This window comes from Pseudoroseicyclus tamaricis, from assembly GCF_012070395.1.
Classification (GTDB): domain Bacteria; phylum Pseudomonadota; class Alphaproteobacteria; order Rhodobacterales; family Rhodobacteraceae; genus Pseudoroseicyclus_A; species Pseudoroseicyclus_A tamaricis.
On record NZ_JAAFYS010000003.1, the window covers coordinates 626632 to 644226 of the forward strand.

Consider the following 17595-nt stretch of genomic DNA (forward strand, 5'->3'; position numbering starts at 1 on the left):
AGACAGGGGCTTATCTCCCGCCCTCCCTGAAGAACGGGATCGAGTTTTTTGGAAGGCCGGCTCCCTGAAAGCCCGAACCTCCTCTCGACGCCCCAAGCTTGGGCGAATTCCCATCCTGCGGTCAAGGCTTCGCGGGCCGAAGAGAGGCCCCTTCTGCCCAAAAAATTGGCAATTCAAAGCGTTTTGGGAGCCGGGTGACCGCTGTGGGGCGCCCGGCGGAGGGTCAGGTGGCCGATTTTTTGACTCGCCAGTCAATCCACCGGCCGCGCCGGCGGAGACGATTCACCGCTCCCCGGCCGCCGCGAGGAAGGCGGCGGCATTCAGGAAGGCCTCGCGGCGGGTGGCGGTGGCGGCGGCGGCCTCCTCGTCGGGGCCCCATTGCTCCTCCTGCCAGGCCTCGTCGATCCGGCTGATCGTCCACGCCGCCTCCGCCCCAAGCCGGCCGTCGAGGACGGCGAGGGCGAGGACGAGAGAGCCGGAGAGGGCGACGAGATCGTGGAAGGCGGCGAGGCGGAAGATCCCCAGCTCCTCCACCCGCGCGTGCAGGCGGGTGAGCGAGGAGGCCGGCTGATCCACCGCCATGACGCCGGCGGTGACGTTGAGGGGCGCCTGCAGGCTCTCCGCTGCCCAGGCGATCATCGGGTCCCACGCCGCGGCCTGCCGGGAGACGAGCTCCGCCGGGGCATCGGCGCGGTAGCAGATGAGGTCGGTGCCGCCGTAGCCGGCGAGCATCGCGGACACGTCGGCCTGCTGGGGGGCAACCTTCTCGATCGCGGAATTGGCGGTGCGGGTGGCGGGCATCGTCTCCGGCCGGATCTGCCCGTCCTGCGCGCGCCATTCCTCGGCCACCCGCTCGGCGAGGGCCGCCGTCGGCAGGGCGAGGAGGTGCTTGCCGGGGGTGCGGATCGGCCGCCCGTCGAGGGTGACCTGCCAGCCCTCCGCCGTCTCTTCGGTGGCGACCTCGCTCCAGAAGACCTTCGCGGCCCATTCCGTCATGCCGGCACCCCCAGAAGCGCGTCGATGGCGGCGGGGAGCGCTGCGAAGCTCTCCACCAGCCGGTCGGCGCCGAGGCTCTCCGGCGCGTGGTAGCCCCATGTGACGCCGAGCGCGGCGGCGCCGGCGGCGCGGGCCATATCCATGTCGAAGCTGGTGTCGCCCACCATCACCGCCGCGGCGGCGTCGATGCCTGTCTCGGAGAGGCAGGCCTCGACCATGGCGGGGTGCGGCTTGGAGGGGTTGGTGTCGGCGGTCTGGCGCGAGACGAAGAGGCCATGCAGATCATGCGCCTCGATCACCGCGTCGAGCCCGCGGCGCGCCTTGCCGGTGGCGACGGCGAGCAGCGTCTCCGGCTGGGCGTTGAGCGCCAGCAGCGCCTCGCGCGCGCCGGGAAAGAGCGGCGCGCCGGAAGCGGCGCCGCCGGCGACGCGCGCCTCGTAATAGGCGGTGCGGTAGCCTTGCGCGAGGCGGGCATGCGTCTCGGCCGGGTGATCCGGCGCCAGACGCGCCATGGCGACCTCGAGCGACAGGCCGACGATGGCGCGCACCTGCGGCAGGGCGGGCGCCTCCAGCCCGACGCTGGAGAAGGCGCGCATCATGGCGGCGTGGATCTGGGACTGGCTGTCGACGAGCGTGCCGTCGACGTCGAAGATGACGAGCCGCATCAGAACTCCTCCTCGGAGAAGGGGTCCACCGGCACGTCGCGAGGGTCCCAGCCGAAGAAGTCCCACGTCCGCTGCATGTGCTCGGGCAGTGGCGCGGTGAGGGACAGGCGGGCACGGGTGACGGGATGCTCCAGCATCAGCGAGCGGGCATGGAGATGCAGCTTGCGGCTGAGCGCGCCGCCGGCGGAGGCGCCCCAGCCGTCGCCGAGGTTCTCCTGCCCCGAGCCGCCATACTTGCCGTCGCCGAGGATCGGGTGGCCGATCTCGGCCATGTGGGCGCGCAGCTGGTGGGTGCGGCCGGTGATCGGCGTCAGCGCCACCCAGGAGAGGCGCTGGCCGGCATTCTCCAGCACGATGTAGTCGCTCTGGGCGCGCTTGGCGCCCTCGACGGAGGCGATCTCGGAGGGGTGGATGCAGCGCATCTTCTCCCCCTCTCCGCCCCGGCCGCGGCCGGGCATCTTGGCGAGGGCGAACTTGATGGAGGCGGCACGCGGCAGCGGGGCGCCAGCGATGGCGGCCCAGTAGATCTTGGAGGTGGCGCGGTGGCGGAAGGCCTCGCTCAGGCGGCGGGCGACGCGATCCGTCCGGGCGAGGAGGAGGATGCCGGAGGTGTCCTTGTCGAGCCGGTGGACGAGCTTCGGACGCTCCTTGTAGCCGAAGGTCAGGTAGCGGGAAAGGCCGTCGACATGCCGCTCCCCCTGCCCCGAGCCGCCCTGGGACGGCAGGCCGGGGGGCTTGTTGAGGGCGATGATGTGGTCGTCCTTCCACAGGACGGCGGCCTGGATCATCTCCTCATCCGCCCTGACGGGCGGCTTCGGCGCCGTGGGCTCCGTCTGCTCCAAGGGGCCGAGGGGCGGGACGCGGACGGTCTGGCCGTCGGCGACGCGGTCGGAGCTCTTGGCGCGGGCGCCGTCGATGCGGATCTCGCCCTTGCGGCAGGCCTTCTCGATCCGCCCCTGGCCGAGGCCGGGGAACTGCTTCTTCAGCCAGCGGTCGAGCCGCTGGTCGCCCTCGCCGGGTTTGACGATCCGCTGCTCGACGCCGCTCATGTGAAGCTCCGTGCCAGGAGGAGGCCGGCGGCACAGGCGCCGACGGAGAGGACGAGCGAGGCGGTGACGTAGAGCGCCGCGGTGCCGGGCTGACCCCGCTCGAAGAGGGTGATGGCATCCAGCGAGAAGGCCGAGAAGGTGGTGAAGCCGCCGAGCAGGCCCGTCATGAGGAGCGGGGCGAAGCGTGTCGCGGAGAGATGGGCGAGGATGACGATCAGCGTGCCCATGGCGAAGGAGCCGAGGATGTTGACCGCCAGTGTGCCCCAGGGAAAGCCGGGGCCGGCGAGCCGCAGCGTCCCCAGCCCCGCAAGATAACGGAGCGAGGCGCCGAGGGCGCCGCCGAGGGCGACTTGTCCGAGGGTCTGCAACATCGCGCTTCCCTCGCGCCGGGGGGCCGGGATGTCAACTGGCGTGGGGGGTGGAGGCTGCGGGACCGGGGGGCCCTGCCCCCCGGAGCCCCCCGAGGGTATTTGGGGCCAGATGAAAGGCGGGCGGGGGCGCCGGAGGCTCAGGTGCCGCGCTTGGCGCGCAGCTGGGAGAAGTACTCCATCCGCTTCTTCAGGTCGCGCTCGAAGCCCCGCTCGACCGGGGCGTAGAGGGCCGGGCGCTCCATCCCGTCGGGGAAGTAGTTCTGGCCCGAGAAGGCATCCTCCGCCTCGTGGTCATAGGCATAGCCGGAGCCGTAGCCCTGCTCCTTCATCAGCTTGGTGGGCGCGTTGAGGATGTGCCGGGGCGGCGGGGCGGAGCCGGAGGACTTCGCCAGCCCGCGGGCCTTGTTGTAGGCCTTGTAGGCGGCGTTCGATTTGGGGGCGAGCGCGAGGTAGATGACGGCGTTGGCGAGGGCGAGCTCCCCCTCCGGCGAGCCGAGGCGCTCGTAGGTCTCCCACGCCGAGAGGCAGTGCTGCTGGGCCGCCGGGTCGGCCAGGCCGATATCCTCCACGCTCATGCGGGTGATGCGGCGGGCGAGGAAGCGCGGGTCCTCGCCGCCCTCCAGCATCCGCGAGAACCAGTAGAGGGCCGCCTCGGGATCGGAGCCGCGGACGGATTTGTGCAGGGCGGAGATGAGGTTGTAATGCTCGTCCCCCGACTTGTCGAACTTCGCCGCACGCCGGGTGAGGCGGGTGGCGAGTTGCTCCGGCGCGAGGGGGGCCGAGAGGCTCCAGCCCGCGACCTGCTCGATGAGGTTGAGAAGGGCGCGGCCATCGCCATCGGCCATCGCGAGGAGCTGCTCGCGGGCGGCGGGGGTGAGCGGCAGGGGGCGGCCCAGCTCCTCCTCCGCGCGGGCGGCGAGCGCCTCCAGCTCCTCGGGGCCGAGGCGGGTGAGCACCAGCACCGAGGCGCGGGAAAGGAGGGCGGCGTTGAGCTCGAAGCTGGGGTTCTCCGTCGTCGCGCCGACGAGGAGGATGGTGCCGTCCTCCATGTGCGGCAGGAAGCTGTCCTGCTGGGCCTTGTTGAAGCGGTGGATCTCGTCGACGAAAAGGAGCGTGCCCTGCCCGTTCTGCCGGCGCATCTTCGCCGCCTCGAAGACCTTCCGCAGCTCCGGCACGCCTGTGAAGATGGCGGAGATCTGCACGAAGGCGAGATCGGTCTCGCGGGCGAGGAGGCGGGCGATGGTCGTCTTGCCGACACCGGGCGGGCCCCAGAAGACGAGGCTGGAGAGGGTGCCGGAGGCGAGCATGGCGCCGAGGGGAGCCTCGGGGCCGAGCACCTGGGCCTGGCCGATGACCTCCTCCAGCCGCGCGGGGCGCAGGCGGTCGGCCAGCGGGCGGGGGGCGGCGCCCTCTCGGGCGGGCTCGCGGGCGGGCTCGGGATCCTGGGAGGAGAAGAGGTCGGCCATGGGGAAGAGATAGGCCGCTATGGCGGGAGGCGAAAGGTGTGGCGCTGCGGCCGGTGGCCGTGCGCCTCCGGTGCCGCCCGGGCGACCCCGGCGAGACGTGAGCGGCTGCGCGCCGGCGTCAGTTCAGGGCCTGGGTGAAGTCCATCCAGACGGCCTGATACTCGATGCCGCCCATGTTCATCGTCCGCCCCGCGGGGGAGAGGTTGAGGTTCGCCCGCTTCGCCCAGCGGCCCCAGTTGGAGGGCAGCAGGGCCAGACCCTTGCGCACGTCGTTCTCGCGGGCGGCGGAGGTGAGCTGGCTGATGAGCTTCAGCCGCACGCGCAGGCGCATGGCGGCGGGGATGTCCTGCAGGATGAAGCCGCGCGTGACCTCCCAGACCCCCTCCTCCACCGGCGCGTCCTCGTCGAGGAGGTCGGCGGGGATCGAATCGAGCAGGCCGCGCTGCGCGTCGCGGATCATGTAGGTGTAGATGCCGCAGCGCGCCCGCGTCGGCGTCAGGCGAAGGCCGGCGAGCACCCGCCCGTCGCCGTTGTGCACGGCGACCCAGCGCGACACCGGGGTGTCGTACTGGTCGAACTCCATCCCCATCGTCTCCGGCAGATCCCACCCCTTCTTCAGGATGAAGGACTCACGCCGGGCGCGAAACAGGTTTGCGAAAAGTTCACCATGCTGGTGCAGATTGGCGAACGACAGGGTCGTGGCTTCCATAGGGCCTCCGGAAGAAAGACTAACCCGATCCATCCGTCGCGCGAGGCCTTTTTCGAGAGAACTCATAGCAGGCGGTAATCACGCGCGCGCTGGACGGCCTCGGTCGTCGTTCTGGCGAGAAGGCGATTGCGGGCCGATGTCAGCCGCGCCTTCAGCGCCGATTCCGAGATGTCCAGCCGCGCTGCGGCCGCTGCGTAGCGATCTCCCTCGGCGATACACCGCAGGGCCTCGATCTCCGCGTCCGTGAGGGACTTCGGGGGCTCGGTGAGAACATGCAACTCGTGAATGATCTCCGCGAAGGCCGAGATCTCGTCGTCCGTAAACGCGCGGTCACCCCGCGCGGCCGATGCAATGGTGCGGCTCCGCTTGGGGCCGTGCGACACGGCGAGGCCGTGCACCAACCCATGGTCCGCCGCCTGGCCGAGAATGTCGAACGGGTCGGGGATGCCGATCTCGCTCCACCGCGCCGTGCCTTCGACGCTGAACCCCCAGGCGATGATCGGATCACGTAGGGCGTAGGCTTCCTCCGTGTAGTGCTCGATCCAGGCCTGCGGGAAGGATTGGTGACTCAGAAGCGGCATCGCGAAACGGATGTGCAGCCCGTAGGTGAAACCGCCGGGCGCCAGCTTTCCGAGCTCATCGGATTTTTGATCGATCACGGACCGCATGGCTACCCGTCTATAGGCACTTCACGACAGAGTACGTCAACTTTGACATGTTCTTCCAATGAGGCAGGCCGGTCATGCTTTTTCGCCACACGCTCCTTTATGAACATGATGTTACGGGAGAGGGGCGGCATCGAAAAGGCCCGCCGGAGGGGCGGGCCTTGGAGGCGCTGGTGCGCGTCTTGTGAGCAGCGGCGAGCGCTCAATCTTCGTCTTCGAACTCGCCCTGGCGCTCGAGGTAGGCGCGGTCGGCGGCGCCCTTGGCATCGGGGTCGCGGTCGACCAGCTCGATGATGGCCATCGGGGCCATGTCGCCATAGCGGAAGCCGGCCTTCAGGACGCGGGTGTAGCCGCCGGGACGGTCGGCGTAGCGCGGGCCGAGGACGTCGAACAGCTTGGCGACGTGGATGTCCTGCTTGAGGGCAGCGGCGGCCTGGCGGCGGGCGTGAACGTCGCCGCGCTTGCCGAGGGTGATGAGCTTGTCGACGATGCGCTTGAGCTCTTTCGCCTTGGGCAGGGTCGTCTTGATCTGCTCGTGCTCGATCAGCGAGCCCGACATGTTGGCGAAGAGCGCCTTGCGATGCTCGTGGGTACGGTTGAGGCGGCGGTAGCCGGAACCATGACGCATGATGTATCTCCGTTACGTTTTATGTGGGCCGCCGCTTGCGTGACGACGGCTCCGTTGGTGGGGCGGGATGCCCGGGCAGTGGAGGTGCGTGCGAGCACGCACCCTACGGTAGGGTGCGTGCTCGTCACGCACCTTAAAACTGGTCTTCGAACTTCTTGGCCAGATCCTCGATGTTCTCCGGCGGCCAGTCCTCGACATCCATGCCGAGGTGCAGGCCCATGCCCGAGAGCACTTCCTTGATCTCGTTCAGCGACTTGCGGCCGAAGTTCGGGGTGCGGAGCATCTCGGCTTCGGTCTTCTGGATCAGGTCGCCGATGTAGACGATGTTGTCGTTCTTCAGGCAGTTCGCCGATCGGACGGAGAGCTCCAGCTCGTCCACCTTCTTGAGGAGGAGCGGGTTGAACTCGAGCCCGTCGTCGGAAGAGCCGGCCGTGGCCGATTCCGGCTCGTCGAAGTTGACGAAGATCGACAGCTGGTCCTGCAGGATGCGCGCGGCATAGGCCACGGCGTCATCCGGCGTCAGCGAGCCGTCGGTCTCGACCTTCATGACCAGCTTGTCATAGTCGAGCACCTGGCCTTCCCGCGTCGGCTGCACGTCGTAGGAGACGCGCTTGACCGGCGAGTAGATGGCGTCGATGGCGATCATGCCGATGGGCGCGTCTTCCGGCTTGTTCTTGTCGGCGGCGACGTAGCCCTTCCCGGTGTTGACGGTCAGCTCCATGTAGAGGCTGGCGCCGTCGTCGAGGTGGCAGATCACGTGCTCCTTGTTCAGGATCTCGATGCCCGCGCTCTCGGAGATGTCGGCCGCCGTGACGGCGCCCGGGCCCTTCGCCTGGATGGTCAGGCGCTTCGGCCCTTCCACGTCCATGCGGATGGAGACACCCTTGAGGTTGAGGACGATATCCGTCACATCTTCCCGCACGCCGGAGACGGACGAGAACTCGTGCAGGACGTTGTCGATCTGCACCGAGGTGATGGCGGCGCCCTGGAGCGACGACATCAGAACGCGGCGCAGCGCGTTGCCGAGCGTGAGGCCGAAGCCACGCTCCAGCGGCTCGGCGACGACGGTGGCGGTACGGCTCGGATCGGCGCCGGGGCGCACATCAAGCGCATTCGGCTTGATGAGTTCCGCCCAGTTCTTGTGGATCATGTTGCCCTCCATTCCTGCCTGCCCTCCATGACCAGATGGGCAAGCGCCCGAGGTTCAAAAATGCGGTACCGGGCCGCGCGGAATCGTTGCGCGGCCCGGAATAAGTCGTTCGGTGTTCAGACGCGGCGGCGCTTCGGCGGGCGGCAGCCGTTGTGGGCGATCGGCGTCACGTCGCGGATGGACGTGATGTTGAAGCCGACGGCGGCCAGCGCGCGCAGCGCGCTCTCACGGCCCGAACCGGGGCCCTGCACCTCGACCTCGAGCGTCTTCACGCCATGCTCCTGCGCCTTGCGGCCGGCATCTTCGGCGGCCATCTGCGCCGCGTAGGGCGTCGATTTCCGGCTGCCCTTGAAGCCCATCGTGCCGGCGGACGACCAGGAGATCGCGTTGCCCTGCACGTCGGAGATGAGGATCTTGGTGTTGTTGAACGAAGAGTTCACATGCGCCACACCGGCGGCGATGTTCTTGGAGACCTTGCGCTTGGTCCCGGAACGGCGGGTATCTCGTGCCATTGGCTAAGCCTCCCTTACTTCTTCTTGCCGGCAATGGCCTTCGCGGGGCCTTTGCGCGTGCGAGCGTTGGTGTGCGTGCGCTGACCGCGCACGGGGAGGTTGCGACGATGGCGCAGGCCGCGGTAGCAGCCGAGATCCATCAGGCGCTTGATGTTGACCTGCTTTTCGCGGCGCAGGTCGCCTTCCACGGTCAGGTTCGCGTCGATATGCTCACGGATGGCGAGCACTTCGGCGTCGGAGAGTTCGTTGACACGGCGGCTCTGGTCGATGCCGGCGGCATCGCAGATCGACCGGGCGGTCGAGGGGCCGATTCCGTGGATATAGGTGAGGGCGACGGGAACCCTCTTGGCGGTGGGGATGTTGACACCGGCGATACGGGCCAAGGGCATATTCCTTCATCGTTGCGGGCCCGTAATGCCAGGCCCTTTTTTCACAACACAGCGCCCGCGAGCTTTGGGGCGCGGGCGCGCGGCCGAGCGTCGGCCTGTTCTGATTCCCAAGTGCGGGATGGCGCTATCTATGGAGATGCGCCCGGAGCGTCAACCCCCTGTCAAGAGGTTTGTGCGAGCGTCGCTGGCATATGCCGCAAGCAAAACGCCGGCCCGTGTGGACCGGCGCCTCAGCTTCCATACCGGCGGGCCTCAGGCCCCCAGCACGCCCTTCACCTCCGCGGCGACCTGATCGATCTCGCCAAGGCCGTTGACGCCCTCGAGCATCCCCTTGGCATAGTAGTAGCCGATCAGGGGGGAGGTCTGCTTGTAGTAGGCCAGAAGGCGCGTCTTCAGGCTTTCCTCGTTGTCGTCGGCGCGGCGCTTGAACTCCGTCCCGCCGCAATTGGCGCATTTGCCATCGGCCGGGATCGGGCGGGTTTCGTCGTTGTAGACCTCGCCGCAATCGCCGCAGGTCGAGCGCGCGGCGATGCGGCGCACGAGCACCTCGTCATCCACCCGCATCTCGATGACGTGGTCGAGGCTCTCGCCCTCCTCCTTCAGCAGCTCGCCGAGCGCGTCGGCCTGCGGGAGGGTGCGGGGGAAACCGTCGAAGATGTAGCCGCCGTGCGTGGCGCCCGATTGCAGCTTCTCGCGGATCAGGCCGATGACGATCTCGTCGGTGACAAGGTCACCCCGGTCCATCACGGCAGCGACCTGCTTGCCCATCTCGGTGCCCGACGTGCGGGCCTCACGCAGCATGTCCCCGGTGGACAGCTGCACCATGCCACGCTCTTCCACGAGCCGCCGCGCCTGAGTTCCCTTGCCCGCGCCGGGCGGCCCTAGAAGTATGATGTTCATCGACGAGCAGGCCCCCCCTTGGCCTTCGGTTTGTTGCCGCGCCGGCCGCGCAGCTGAGATTTCTCGATCAGCCCCTCATATTGATGGGCGAGAAGATGAGACTGCACCTGCTGGATCGTGTCCATCCCCACGGAGACGATAATCAGCACCGATGTGCCGCCGAAATAGAAGGGGATCGCCAGCTGGCTGCGCAGGATCTCCGGCAGAAGGCAGACGAGCGCCAGATAGGCGGAGCCGAGGACGAGCACGCGGTTGACCACGTAGTCGAGGTACTCCGCCGTCCGCTTGCCGGGGCGGATGCCCGGCACGAAGCCGTTCTGGTTCTTCAGGTTGTCGGCGACCTCGTCGGTCTTGAAGGCGACTTCCTTGGTGTAGAAGTAGGCGAAGAAGACGATCATGGCCGTGAAGAACAGCAGGTAGAGCGGCTGCCCGGGGCCGAAATAGGCGAGGATGGTCGACATGACCGGCCCGCCGCTCGCCCCGCCCGCGAACGTCGACAGCGTGGTGGGCAGAAGCAGCAGGGCAGAGGCGAAGATCGCCGGGATGACGCCGGCGGGGTTCACCTTGATCGGCAGGTGGCTGGAGCCCCCGTCGTACATCTTCATCCCCACCTGGCGGCGCGGATACTGGATGTGGATCTTGCGCAGGCTCCGCTCCATGAAGACGACGAAGGCCAGCACCAGCAGCACCATCGCGATGACGCCGAGGATCACGCCGACGGAGATGGCACCCGCCCGGCCCTGGCTGAGGAACTGGCCGAGAGCCGCCGGGATTTCGGCAATGATGCCGACGAAGATGATCAGCGAGATGCCGTTGCCGATGCCGCGGGCGGTGATCTGCTCGCCCATCCACATCAGGAACATGGTCGCGCCCACGAGGCTGACGACGCAGGCGGCGCGGAAGAACATGCCTGGGTCATGGGCCAGCCCGCCCGCCTCGATCGAGACGGCAAGCGTGTAGGCCTGGAAGGTCGCCAGGATCACGGTGAAGTACCGCGTATACTGGTTGATCTTCTTGCGGCCGGCCTCGCCCTCCTTCCGGAGGTTCTTCCACGGCCCGTACATAGAGGCGACGAGCTGGATGATGATGGAGGCGGAGATGTAGGGCATGATGCCCAGCGAGAAGAGGCCCATCCGCCCAAGCGCACCGCCGGTGAACATGGACAGGATGCCGCCGATGCCGGCGGCCGCGTCTTCCATGAAGTCGCGCAGGGCGCCGGCGTCGATCCCCGGGACGGGGATGTAGGTGCCGATCCGGTAGACCACCAGAAGCCCGATCGTGAAGAGAATGCGCTGGCGAAGCTCCGTCGCCTTGCCGAGCGTCCCCCACGAGAGGTTCGCGGCCATCTGTTCTGCTGCTGACGCCATCCGGGGCCCCTTTGTTCTTGCGCAAACGCCGCCATCCGGGGGTTCCGGACAGCGGCGCCTGGTGCGCGGGCCAGACTTAGTGGCCCGCCATGCGGCTCACAAGCCGCTTATTCCGTGGCCTCGGCCGCCGCCGCCGTGACGTTGAGCGTGCCGCCGGCGGACTTCACCGCCTCGACAGCGCCAGCCGACGCGCCGGTGACGGAAAGCGTGACCTTCGAGGTGATCTCGCCCTTGGCCAGCACGCGCACACCGTCGCGCTTGCGGCGCACGAGACCGGAGGCGACGAGCGCGTCCTCGGTGATCTCGTTGCCCGCGTCGATCTTGCCGGCGTCGATGAATTTCTGGATCAGGCCGAGGTTGATGACCGTGTATTCCTTGCGGTTCGGCTTGTTGAAGCCGCGCTTCGGAAGACGCTGGTAGAGCGGCATCTGGCCGCCCTCGTAGCCCTTGATCGCCACGCCCGAACGGGACTTCTGGCCCTTGATGCCGCGACCGGCGGTCTTGCCCTTGCCGGAGCCGGGGCCGCGGGCGACGCGCATGCGCTTCTTGGTTGCGCCCGGATTGTCGCTGAGTTCGTGCAGTTTCATGTCGCTTCTCCTATGCCGGAGACGGCCCCGAAGCGAGATGGGCCGCACACGGCTTTTCTTGATGTTGACGAGGGCCCGCCGAGGGGCCCGATTCTTGCTGTCACGCGGCCCCTGCGGAGCCACCGGGGGCGTATAGATGCAGCCACGCCGGCGATCAAGCCCCGCCGGCGCCCTGCCCCGCTCCCCTCGGGGCAGGCGCAGGAATTGCCACGTCCTCGCCCCATACTTAACACAACCTAAGCGGTAGACTGGCTCTCAGTTTGAATAGAAAATTGAATCATGACGAATATAAGCAGCATTCCTCCGAAGGTGCGTGCCTTGGTGCAGGCAGACGGAATAACCAGCGTTTACGGCCTTTTGGCCGCAGCGCGCCCTGAAGGCCCCCATGTCGTGCAGGCGGTGATGGCCTGCGCGGAATGGGGGGATGTGCTGGAGTTCTATCGAGGCGAGTCCATCGGCAGTGACCCGCGCGATCTTCCCATTCTTGCCGCAATTACGCGCCGCCGGGAATGCGGGCTGGGGCTGGTGCTGGAGATCCTCAAGCGGCTCGACATCGCCTGCCATGGCCCGCGAAGGAGCGGCAATGGCGCCCGAGAGGGCGGTCGCGCGGACGGTCATGCCGCGCTCCTCCAGGCGCTCGTCGACCGGTTGCAGGCGGGGGCCTACACCATCACGCATGGCGACCAGCCGATCGCGCCCGGCCAGCCGACCCGCATCCAGGCCGAGCTCATCGATGCCTCGCCGGACTGGCGCCTGCCCCGCGCGCTGGTGGACGAGGCTGAGGCCGCAGCGCAGGCCGCCGCCCGCGTCTGGACCGGCAGCGAGATGCGCACCCCGAGCAACCGGTTGCGGCTGGACAGCGGCGCCGTCCACCCGCTCGCCGGCCTCTTCATCTGGCTGCGCCGCGCAAGCGCGCGGCGCGCTGCTCCCGCGGTCGCGCAGCCGGAGCGGGACAGCCTCTAGGGCCGCCCCGCCCGAACGATCCCCTTAGTACCAGGGGCCCATCTTCACCTCGGACGCATCGCCGACCATCTCGGCGAACGCCTCCGGATCCTGCGAGCCTTCGCCGCCGCCACCGTAGTGGTAGGGATAGACGTAGGTGGGCTGGAACTCCTGCACGGCCGAGGCCGCCTGATCGGCGGTCATCGTGTAGGGCAGGTTCATCGGCAGGAAGGCGAGGTCGATCCCCTCCAGCGCCCGCATCTCCGGCGTGTCCTCCGTATCGCCGGCGATGTAGACGGTGAAGCCGTCGAAGCCGAGCACGTAGCCGTTGTCCCGCCCCTCGGGGTGATACATCAGCCGGTCCTCGGTGGTGTTGTAGGCGGGGATGGCATCGATGGAAACACCGCCCCATTCAGCCGACTCTCCGTTGCCGATGGAGGTGGCCATGGCCTGCATGTCCTCCGGCAGCATGTCGTAGACGGCCGGGTTGGTGATCAGCTGCGTGCCCTCCCCGGCCAGCGCGGCGAGCGTGTCGGCGTTGTAGTGGTCGGGGTGCTCGTGGGTGATGAGGATGAGGCCCGGCGCCGGGTAGTCGGCATAGGCCTCGGCCCCGCCCACCGGGTCGACGTAGATCACCCCCGCCGGCGTCTCCATCACGAAGGAGGCGTGGCTGACCGGATGGACGGTGATGTCCCCGGCATCGGTGGAATAGGTGTCGGACATGCCCTCCTGCGCCATGGCGGCGTAGGGCAGGATGGTGGTGGCGCCAGCCGCGCTGGCGGCGCCGATCAGGAATGTGCGGCGTGTGTGTGTCATGATTTTCCTCCTCTATGCGTTGAGCGTGGCCCGGAGGCCGTGACAGATCAACGTCACCCGGCGGGAAATCGCTCCCCCAATTACGCTGTTAGCGTTCGCACCTCGGTAAGAAGGCCCTCCAGCTCGTCATCGTGGATGCCGAAGGCGCGAAAATGATCCACAACGCCCGCCAGATACTCCAGCGAAGTGCCGAGCGTGCCGCGTCCGCTGGCGATGTAGCGAATCTGCGTTTGCCGCGGCAGGCCCGTCTCGATCATCTCCGTGCTGTCATCGGCGACGAAGGCCAGCACCTCGACCTCCCCCTCCGCTGTCTCGGCCGGGGTGAAGGTGGGCAGGTAGCAGGGGGCGAGCATCTCGCGGCGGAAGAGCTGCTCCGTCTCCTCCTCCACCTCGCTGGCGGCGATGCGGAAGGCGAGCCCGTCGCAATGCCCGCCGGGCACCAGCCCGGCCATCAGCCCGGGCGCCTCGGGCGTGCCGCGCCCGCCGAAGCGGTCGACGAGGCAGAGCTGGCGGGACCAGCCGGGGAGCCGGGCGCGCCGCACCTCGTGAAAGAAGATGCCCGGGTCCCACATCAGCGAACCGTAGGCGAAGACCCAGACATCCCCCTGCCGCCCGGCGAGCGCGGTGCGGCGCAGCTCCTCGCGCATCTCGTCGGGGTAGCGCCAGTTGGCGGGCCCGCCATTGGCGACGACCATGCGGGACATCTCCTCGACATCGAGGTCGCGGAAGAAGGAGTCCTCGGGCTCCTTGATGCGGCCGATCAGCTCGGGGTGGTGGCGGAAGGCGGCGGGATCGATGGGCAAGCGCGGGCTTCCTTCAGAACATGCCGTTGTCATGGGCGGAGTCGCGCGGCATCTCCTGCAGCACGTCCCAGTGCTCGACGATGCGGCCGGCCTCGTCGAGGCGGAAGATGTCGATCCCCGCATATTCAAGCCCGCCAGGCCAGACCTGGTGGCAATGGAGGACGACCTTGTCCCCCTCGGCGATGGCCCGGTGGATCGTCACCCGCTTGCCGGGATATTCCTCGGCCATCCGCTCGAAATAGGCGATGAAGCCGTCCCGGCCGCTGGCGACATGCGGGTTGTGCTGGATGTAGTCGGCGCCGGCGTAGCGCTCGATGGCCTCCGCCGGGCGGCACTCATTGAACATCAGCTCGTAGAAGGCCGCGACGTTGGCCTTGTTCTCTTCAATGCGGCTCATGGTTGACAGCCTTACCGTGGTTTCCGTCATCAATGTACGGACCAAGCTATTGGTGAAGCACTGATAGGCGCCAGTCCCGACGGGACCGATAAGGGGATTGAGATGGACTACTTTATAATCGGGATGCTTCTTGTCATTGGAGCCGCTGTAATCGACGTGCAGCGGAAGATGCGCCAGCTCCATATCTTGAACCGACGCAGAACCGTCGCCCTCCTTCGCCAGGAAATCGAGCATGAACAGATCGCGTCCATGATCCGATTGGCGCTCGAAGGCGATAGCGCCAGAAGCGATCTAGCCGACCGAATCTGGAGGGCTCGGCTCCCCACGCTCGCGTCAGCAATCGAGGCTCCTGAACCAAGCCGCCAATTACTTTCAGGCCTCGAGATGCCCGACTACAAGGAAGACGCCCGCTTCTGGGACGCCGATCTTCCCGGAAAACTCAGAGAGGCTGCAGATTTAGCCTAGCGAGAGCACCGGGAAGGTTAATAGCCCCGACAACGAAAAAGCGCCGCCCCAATGAGGAGCGGCGCCAAATCTCTAAAGGAAGAACGGCCTCAGCCGCGCTCTTCGATGATCTCCACCAGATGCGGGATCTTGGCGACCATGCCGCGCACGGAGGGGGTATCCTCCAGCTCGCGCGTCTTGTGCATCTTGTTGAGGCCGAGGCCCACCAGCGTCGCGCGCTGGTCGGCCGGGCGGCGGATCGGGGAGCCGATCTGCTTGACGACGATCGTTTTGGCCATCTGTGCGTTCCTCAGCTCTCTTCGGCGACCAGGCTCGACTCGGCCGGCGCGTCATCGCGCTTGGGCAGAATGTCGGCGACCTTCTTGCCGCGGCGCTGCGCGACCGAGCGGGGCGAGTACTGCTTCTGCAGACCGTCCAGCGTGGCGCGGATCATGTTGTAGGGGTTCTGCGAGCCGAGCGACTTGGACACGACGTCCTGCACGCCCAGCATCTCGAAGACGGCACGCATCGGACCACCCGCGATGATCCCGGTACCGGGGACGGCGGTGCGCATGACGACGCGGCCGGCGCCATGGCGGCCCTGCACGTCGTGGTGCAGCGTGCGGCCATCGCGGAGCGGAACGCGGATCATGTTGCGCTTGGCCTGCTCGGTGGCCTTGCGGATGGCCTCCGGAACTTCCTTGGCCTTGCCCTTGCCGAAGCCGACGCGGCCCTTCTGATCGCCCACGACGACGAGCGCGGCGAAGCCGAAGCGCTTGCCGCCCTTGACGGTCTTGGAGACGCGGTTGATCGCGACCAAACGGTCGGCGAATTCCGGGCTCTCGTCGCGGTCGCGGCGATTGCCGCGGTTATAGGAGTCTCTGGCCATAGGCCCTCTCTTCTCAGATCGGGCCGCGGCCCGGGTTCGTCCAATCCCTGGTGGGCTGCCTGGAGCGGCCCCCGGATCATCGAGGCGGCAACGGCGCCGCCTGCGCTGGGGTGTAGAGGTGCGTGGCGAACACGCACCCTACGGGTAGGTGGCGCCCATGGGTGCCACCGGGCGAGGCGGAGGGTGCGTGCCAGGCACGCACCGCCGCCTCAGATCTTCAGACCACCTTCGCGGGCAGCCTCGGCGAGCGCCTTCACGCGGCCGTGGAAGAGGAAACCCCCACGGTCGAAGTAGGCCTCTTCGACGCCGGCCTTCTTGGCGCGCTCGGCAATCGCCGCACCCACCTTGGCCGCCGCCTCGACGTTGTTCTTGCCGACCACGCCCAGATCCTTCTCCAGCGAGGAGGCGGAGGCGACGGTCACGCCGTTCACATCGTCGATCAGCTGAACGCTGATGTTCTTGTTGCTGCGGTGCACGGAGAGGCGCGCGCGCCCCACGTTCACCTTGCGCAGCTTGCTCCGGACGCGCTGGCGGCGCTTCTGGAACAAATCCCTTTTCGTCAGAGCCATGTTCTCGCGTCCTTACTTCTTCTTGCCTTCCTTGCGGAAGATATACTCGCCCTTGTAGCGAATGCCCTTGCCCTTGTAGGGCTCCGGCGCGCGCCACTCGCGGATGTTGGCCGCGACCTGGCCGACGAGCTGCTGATCGGCGCCTTCGACGGTGATTTCCGTCTGCTTCGGGGCCGTGACAGTCACGCCCTCCGGCACCGGGAAGTCCACGTCATGGCTGTAGCCGAGCGCCAGCTTGAGCACGTTGCCCTGCATCTGCGCGCGGTAGCCGACGCCCTGAATTTCCAGCTCCTTCTTGAAGCCGGTCGTGACGCCGGTGACGCAGTTCTCCACCATCGTGCGGGACATGCCCCACTGCTGGCGGGCGCGCTTCGACTTGCCACGCGGGGTGACGGTGACCGCACCGTCCTCCATCGCGAGGGTGACGTCGTCCGTCGCCGTGAAGCTGCGGGTGCCTTTCGGCCCCTTCACCTCGATGTGCTGGCCCTTGATGTCGGCGGTGACGCCGGAGGGCAGCTCGACTGGTCGTTTTCCGATTCGAGACATGGTTCCCTCCTCAGAATACGGTGCACAGCACCTCGCCGCCGACATTGGCAGCGCGGGCGTGGGCATCCGACATCACGCCCTTGGGCGTGGACACGATGGAAACACCAAGGCCCTGGCGCACTTGCGGCAGGTCGATGGCAGCGGAGTAGACCCGGCGGCCGGGCTTGGAGACGCGACGCAGTTCGCGGATCACCGGAGTGCCCTCGTAGTACTTGAGGGAGATCTCCAGCGCCGGGTGACCGTTGGTCCCCGTCGTCTCTTCGTAGCCGCGGATGTAGCCTTCGCTGGCGAGCACGTCGAGGACGTGGGCGCGCAGCTTGGAGGCCGGGGTGATGACCGTGGATTTGCCGCGCATCTGCGCATTGCGGATCCGGGTCAGCATATCACCGATGGGATCGTTCATCTTTCAAACTCTCCTTACCAGCTCGACTTGACCATGCCGGGAATCTCGCCGTTCGAGCCGAGCTCGCGCAGCATGATCCGGCTGATCTTCAGCTTGCGGTAATAGGCGTGGGGACGCCCCGTGAGCTGGCAGCGATTGTGCAGACGGGTGGGCGAGGAATTGCGCGGCAGCTTCGCGAGCTCGAGGGACGCCTTGAAGCGCTCCTCCACCGGCTTTTCCTTGTCCTCGATGATCGCCTTCAGCGCGGCGCGCTTGGGGGCGTACTGGGCCACGAGACGCTCACGCTTCTTCTCGCGTTCGATCATGGATTTCTTAGCCATATCTCTTCTCTC

The 17595-nt window shown here is 67.5% G+C and carries 25 protein-coding genes; 2 read left to right on the forward strand and 23 right to left on the reverse strand.

The features are described 5' to 3' along the window. Positions 1-282: 282 nt before the first annotated feature. The 14 genes from GY170_RS14870 to rplO all read right to left on the reverse strand — a co-directional run bounded on the left by GY170_RS14870 (position 283) and on the right by rplO (position 11454). A complete protein-coding gene (locus GY170_RS14870) occupies positions 283-996 on the reverse strand; it encodes an ATP12 family chaperone protein (protein ID WP_163894994.1) in 714 nt (237 codons plus the stop codon). Then, positions 993-1661 carry an HAD-IA family hydrolase gene (locus GY170_RS14875; protein WP_163894996.1) on the reverse strand — a complete coding sequence of 223 codons (669 nt, stop codon included), beginning with the start codon at positions 1659-1661 and terminating at the stop codon, positions 993-995. Before GY170_RS14875 ends, GY170_RS14870 begins: the two co-directional genes overlap by 4 nt. Then, positions 1661-2710 (reverse strand): RluA family pseudouridine synthase, encoded by a 1050-nt coding sequence (locus GY170_RS14880; RefSeq protein WP_163894998.1) that lies wholly within the window; start codon positions 2708-2710, stop codon positions 1661-1663. Before GY170_RS14880 ends, GY170_RS14875 begins: the two co-directional genes overlap by 1 nt. Continuing rightward, positions 2707-3081 carry a fluoride efflux transporter CrcB gene (gene crcB, locus GY170_RS14885; RefSeq protein ID WP_163895000.1) on the reverse strand — a complete coding sequence of 125 codons (375 nt, stop codon included), beginning with the start codon at positions 3079-3081 and terminating at the stop codon, positions 2707-2709. Before crcB ends, GY170_RS14880 begins: the two co-directional genes overlap by 4 nt. A 137-nt stretch (positions 3082-3218) precedes the next feature. Beyond that, complete coding sequence (locus tag GY170_RS14890; protein ID WP_163895003.1) at positions 3219-4547, reverse strand: replication-associated recombination protein A; 1329 nt, start codon at positions 4545-4547, stop codon at positions 3219-3221. A gap of 118 nt (positions 4548-4665) precedes the next feature. Beyond that, a complete protein-coding gene (locus GY170_RS14895) occupies positions 4666-5256 on the reverse strand; it encodes an acyl-homoserine-lactone synthase (RefSeq protein WP_163895005.1) in 591 nt (196 codons plus the stop codon). A gap of 62 nt (positions 5257-5318) precedes the next feature. Beyond that, positions 5319-5924, reverse strand: a complete 606-nt coding sequence (locus GY170_RS14900; RefSeq protein ID WP_163895007.1) for a helix-turn-helix transcriptional regulator — start codon at positions 5922-5924, stop codon at positions 5319-5321. Between the two features lie 199 nt (positions 5925-6123). Continuing rightward, complete coding sequence (gene rplQ, locus GY170_RS14905; RefSeq protein ID WP_163895009.1) at positions 6124-6549, reverse strand: 50S ribosomal protein L17; 426 nt, start codon at positions 6547-6549, stop codon at positions 6124-6126. Positions 6550-6682: 133 nt separating this feature from the next. Continuing rightward, positions 6683-7699, reverse strand: a complete 1017-nt coding sequence (locus tag GY170_RS14910) for a DNA-directed RNA polymerase subunit alpha (protein ID WP_163895011.1) — start codon at positions 7697-7699, stop codon at positions 6683-6685. Positions 7700-7815: 116 nt separating this feature from the next. Further along, positions 7816-8211, reverse strand: a complete 396-nt coding sequence (gene rpsK / locus GY170_RS14915) for a 30S ribosomal protein S11 (RefSeq protein WP_163895013.1) — start codon at positions 8209-8211, stop codon at positions 7816-7818. A gap of 14 nt (positions 8212-8225) precedes the next feature. Then, on the reverse strand, positions 8226-8594 hold the full coding sequence (rpsM, locus tag GY170_RS14920; protein ID WP_163895015.1) for a 30S ribosomal protein S13: 369 nt from the start codon (positions 8592-8594) through the stop codon (positions 8226-8228). A gap of 258 nt (positions 8595-8852) precedes the next feature. Then, positions 8853-9500, reverse strand: a complete 648-nt coding sequence (locus GY170_RS14925) for an adenylate kinase (protein ID WP_163895017.1) — start codon at positions 9498-9500, stop codon at positions 8853-8855. Continuing rightward, a complete protein-coding gene (secY, locus tag GY170_RS14930) occupies positions 9497-10867 on the reverse strand; it encodes a preprotein translocase subunit SecY (RefSeq protein ID WP_163895019.1) in 1371 nt (456 codons plus the stop codon). The genes GY170_RS14925 and secY overlap by 4 nt, the downstream gene beginning before the upstream one ends. Before the next feature lie 107 nt (positions 10868-10974). Beyond that, positions 10975-11454 carry a 50S ribosomal protein L15 gene (rplO, locus tag GY170_RS14935; RefSeq protein ID WP_163895021.1) on the reverse strand — a complete coding sequence of 160 codons (480 nt, stop codon included), beginning with the start codon at positions 11452-11454 and terminating at the stop codon, positions 10975-10977. Positions 11455-11733: 279 nt separating this feature from the next. On the opposite strand from rplO, the gene GY170_RS14940 reads away from it, so the two are divergent. Further along, entirely contained in the window at positions 11734-12417 is a 684-nt protein-coding gene (locus GY170_RS14940) for a hypothetical protein (protein ID WP_163895023.1), read from the forward strand. A gap of 24 nt (positions 12418-12441) precedes the next feature. Here GY170_RS14940 and GY170_RS14945 read toward each other — a convergent pair whose 3' ends face one another. The 3 genes from GY170_RS14945 to GY170_RS14955 all read right to left on the reverse strand — a co-directional run bounded on the left by GY170_RS14945 (position 12442) and on the right by GY170_RS14955 (position 14412). Next, positions 12442-13212 (reverse strand): MBL fold metallo-hydrolase, encoded by a 771-nt coding sequence (locus GY170_RS14945; protein WP_163895025.1) that lies wholly within the window; start codon positions 13210-13212, stop codon positions 12442-12444. 80 nt (positions 13213-13292) lie between these two features. Beyond that, the gene (locus GY170_RS14950) at positions 13293-14015 is read right to left on the reverse strand and encodes a gamma-glutamylcyclotransferase (protein ID WP_163895027.1); all 723 of its coding nucleotides are present in this window, start codon (positions 14013-14015) and stop codon (positions 13293-13295) included. A 13-nt stretch (positions 14016-14028) separates the two neighbouring features. Continuing rightward, positions 14029-14412: a nuclear transport factor 2 family protein gene (locus GY170_RS14955; protein ID WP_163895028.1), complete on the reverse strand. Its 384-nt coding sequence runs from the start codon at positions 14410-14412 to the stop codon at positions 14029-14031. A 102-nt stretch (positions 14413-14514) separates the two neighbouring features. On the opposite strand from GY170_RS14955, the gene GY170_RS14960 reads away from it, so the two are divergent. Continuing rightward, entirely contained in the window at positions 14515-14877 is a 363-nt protein-coding gene (locus GY170_RS14960; RefSeq protein ID WP_163895030.1) for a hypothetical protein, read from the forward strand. 89 nt (positions 14878-14966) lie between these two features. Here GY170_RS14960 and rpmD read toward each other — a convergent pair whose 3' ends face one another. The 6 genes from rpmD to rpsN form a co-directional block, all read right to left on the reverse strand. Continuing rightward, positions 14967-15155, reverse strand: coding sequence for a 50S ribosomal protein L30 (rpmD, locus tag GY170_RS14965; RefSeq protein WP_163895032.1), 189 nt, complete (start codon positions 15153-15155; stop codon positions 14967-14969). An 11-nt stretch (positions 15156-15166) separates the two neighbouring features. After that, positions 15167-15745, reverse strand: a complete 579-nt coding sequence (gene rpsE / locus GY170_RS14970) for a 30S ribosomal protein S5 (RefSeq protein WP_163895034.1) — start codon at positions 15743-15745, stop codon at positions 15167-15169. A 209-nt stretch (positions 15746-15954) separates the two neighbouring features. Further along, positions 15955-16314, reverse strand: coding sequence for a 50S ribosomal protein L18 (gene rplR / locus GY170_RS14975; RefSeq protein WP_163895036.1), 360 nt, complete (start codon positions 16312-16314; stop codon positions 15955-15957). A gap of 12 nt (positions 16315-16326) precedes the next feature. Continuing rightward, positions 16327-16860 (reverse strand): 50S ribosomal protein L6, encoded by a 534-nt coding sequence (gene rplF / locus GY170_RS14980; RefSeq protein ID WP_163895037.1) that lies wholly within the window; start codon positions 16858-16860, stop codon positions 16327-16329. A 10-nt stretch (positions 16861-16870) separates the two neighbouring features. Then, positions 16871-17263: a 30S ribosomal protein S8 gene (gene rpsH / locus GY170_RS14985; protein WP_163895039.1), complete on the reverse strand. Its 393-nt coding sequence runs from the start codon at positions 17261-17263 to the stop codon at positions 16871-16873. Between the two features lie 14 nt (positions 17264-17277). Continuing rightward, entirely contained in the window at positions 17278-17583 is a 306-nt protein-coding gene (gene rpsN, locus GY170_RS14990) for a 30S ribosomal protein S14 (protein ID WP_163895041.1), read from the reverse strand. Between the last annotated feature and the right edge of the window lie 12 nt (positions 17584-17595).